Source organism: Pseudomonas sp. CM25, from assembly GCF_013179705.1.
GTDB lineage: Bacteria > Pseudomonadota > Gammaproteobacteria > Pseudomonadales > Pseudomonadaceae > Aquipseudomonas.
This window is the reverse complement of record NZ_JABMCW010000512.1, coordinates 1-2,822: the sequence shown is the minus strand read 5'-3', so window position 1 is coordinate 2,822 and position 2,822 is coordinate 1. Positions and strand designations below refer to the sequence as shown.

Genomic DNA, 2,822 nt, shown 5'->3' with positions numbered 1-2,822 from the left:
ACAGTTTGCGCCCCACCAGGTCGAGCGCCTGGATGCCATTGGTGCCTTCGTAGATCTGGGTGATACGGCAGTCGCGAATCAATTGCTCCTGACCCCATTCGCGGATATAGCCGTGGCCACCGAGTACCTGCTGGCCGTGCACGGTGGTTTCCAGCCCCATGTCGGTCATGAAGGCCTTGGCCACCGGCGTGAGCAACGCGACCTTGGCCTCGGCCCGAGCGCGAGTGCCTGGGTCTTCACTGTACCTGGCCAGGTCAAGCTGCAACGCGACGTAGGTGGAAAACGCCCGCCCGCCTTCGTTCAGTGCTTTCATGGTCAGCAACATGCGCCGCACATCCGCGTGGACGATGATCGGGTCGGCGCTTTGCGCCGGCGCCTCGGCCCCCGTCGCAGCCCGGCCCTGCAGGCGGTCGCGGGCATAGGCAAGGGCGCCCTGGTAAGATCGCTCGCCCAACGCCAGGCCCTGAATACCCACGCCCAGGCGCTCGTAGTTCATCATGGTGAACATGGCATTGAGGCCCTTGTTCGGCTCGCCCACCAGGTAACCGACGGCGCCGTCGAAGTTCATCACGCAGGTGGCCGAGGCCTTGATGCCCATCTTGTGCTCGATCGAACCGCAGCTCACTGCATTGGCCTCACCCAGAGCGCCCTCTGTGTCGACCAGCACCTTGGGCACCAGGAACAGCGAGATGCCCTTCGGCCCTGCCGGCGCATCCGGCAGCCGCGCCAGCACCAGGTGAATGATGTTCTCGGTCAGGTCCTGCTCGCCGCCGGTGATGAACATCTTGGTACCGCTGATGCAGTAGCTGCCATCGGTGCCTGGCTCGGCGCGGGTGCGGAGCAGACCAAGGTCGGTGCCGGCATGGGGCTCGGTGAGGCACATCGAGCCAGCCCAGCGGCCTTGGTACATAGGTGGCAGATACAGGGCCTTCAAGGGCTCGCTGGCGTGATTGAGCAGCGCCAGACAAGCGCCGGCAGTGAGCATCGGATAGAGGCCGAACGACAAGTTGGCCGCGTTGAGCATTTCTTCGAGCTGCGCAGCGATAACCTTCGGCATCCCCATGCCGCCGTACTCCGCAGCCCCGGCTACGCCCACCCAGCCGTCATCGGCAAATGCCCGGTAGGCGTCGACGAAGCCGTCGGGGGTATGAACCTGGCCGGCTTCCCAGCGGCAGCCTTGCTCATCGCCGCTGCGGTTGAGCGGCGCCACCCTTTGTGCAATCAGCTTGCCTGCCTGTTCCAGCACGGCCCGGGCGGTGTCAGCATCGACCTGCTCGACCAGCGCAGGCGTTTGCGCCCACCAGGCCGGGATGTCGAACACTTCGTTGAACAGGAAAGCCATGTCGCGCAGCGGCGGAAGGTAATCAGACATGAGGCGAACACTCGGTTTTTGGGGTTGGCGAAAGCGTTGCGGCCTGGGCTTCGGCAGGCGCCGGGGCACCCTGGCCGCGCAGGAGGAAGTGCGACAGCGCCGGTATCAGCACCAGCGCGCCGAGCATGTTCCACAGGAACATGAAGGTCAGCAGCAGGCCCATGTCGGCCTGGAACTTGATCGGCGACCAGGCCCAGCCGACCACGCCCACCGCCAGGGTAATGCCGACCAGTCCCACCACCCGGCCGGTGAAAGCCAAGGCCTTCTGGTAGGCCTGGGCCAGGCTCAAGCCGGCGCGCTGGTAGTGCAGTTGCACGCTCAGCAGGTACAACGCGTAGTCAACGCCAATCCCCACCCCCAGTGCGATCACTGGCAGGGTGGCGACCTTGACGCCAATGCCCATGGCCACCATCAGCGCCTCGCACAGCACCGAGGTCAACATGAGCGGCAATATCGCCACCAACGTGGCGCGCCAACTGCGGAAGGTGAGCAGGCAGAACAGTGTGACCGCCAGGTACACCAGCAACAGCATGCGATGGTTGGCCTCGCGGACCACCTCGTTGGTGGCGGCTTCGATACCGGCACTGCCGGCGGCCAGCAAGAACTGTTGCCCGTCACCGCTGTTGGCGGCGGCAAAGCGTTCGGCCGCTGCGGCCACCTGCGCCAGGGTGTCGGCGCGGTGATCCTTGAGGTAGGCGATCACCGGCATCAGCGAGCAGTCGTTGTTGAACAGTTCCGGGGCGTTGACCGAGGCCTGCTGGGCCGCGTAGTTGAGCACGTCCTGGTTGCGTTGCAGGCTGTTCAGGCGGGGGTTGCCTTCGTAGGTGCCAGCGGTGATCTGGCGCACGGCATTGGCCAGCGACACGGTGGTCTGTACACCCGGCAGCTGTTGCAGCTCCCACGCCAGGCGGTCGGCGAGCAGCAGGGTGCGGTATTGCAGGCAGCCTTCTGCAGCGGTCTTTACCATGACCGCGAAGGTGTCGCTGGACAGCGCGTAGTGTTCGGTAATGAAGGCGTTGTCGAGGTTGTAGCGTGAGTTTGCCCGCAGCTCGGGGGCGCCGCTGTCGAGGTCGCCAATTTTCAGTTGCAGGCTGCCCCAGGTGCCCAGCGCCGCCAGCGCCAGGGCAACCAGCAGAGCGGCGCTGGCCCATTTGCGCTCGGTGAAGCGCTCAAGCAGCGCCCATGGATTGACTCGCCGAGGTGCGCCGCCACTTTGCAAGCGCCCTTCCCCGCGCAGGGCCCAGCGCGCATCGATAGCCAAAGCTCGCTCGGCAGCCGTGCTGCCCACACCGACATAGGACAGTGCCACCGGCATCAGCAACAACGACGTGAAGATCAGCACCGCCACACCAATGCTGGCAGTAATCGCCAGGTCCTGGATGACCGGGATGTCGATCAGCATCAGCACGGCAAAGCCCACGGCATCGGCCAGCAGCGCGGTTACCCCGGC

General features: G+C 65.2%; 2 protein-coding genes. Both read right to left on the bottom strand.

Features of this window, described 5'->3' with window-relative positions; all coding sequences use genetic code 11:
• Nucleotides 1-1,372, bottom strand: a 1,372-nt coding sequence (locus HP546_RS28705; protein WP_172232790.1) for an acyl-CoA dehydrogenase family protein, incomplete at its 3' end; no start/stop codon positions are given.
• The coding region (locus HP546_RS28700; protein ID WP_172232787.1) for an RND family transporter at nt 1,365-2,822 on the bottom strand (1,458 nt) is incomplete at its 5' end. The genes HP546_RS28700 and HP546_RS28705, both read right to left, overlap by 8 nt.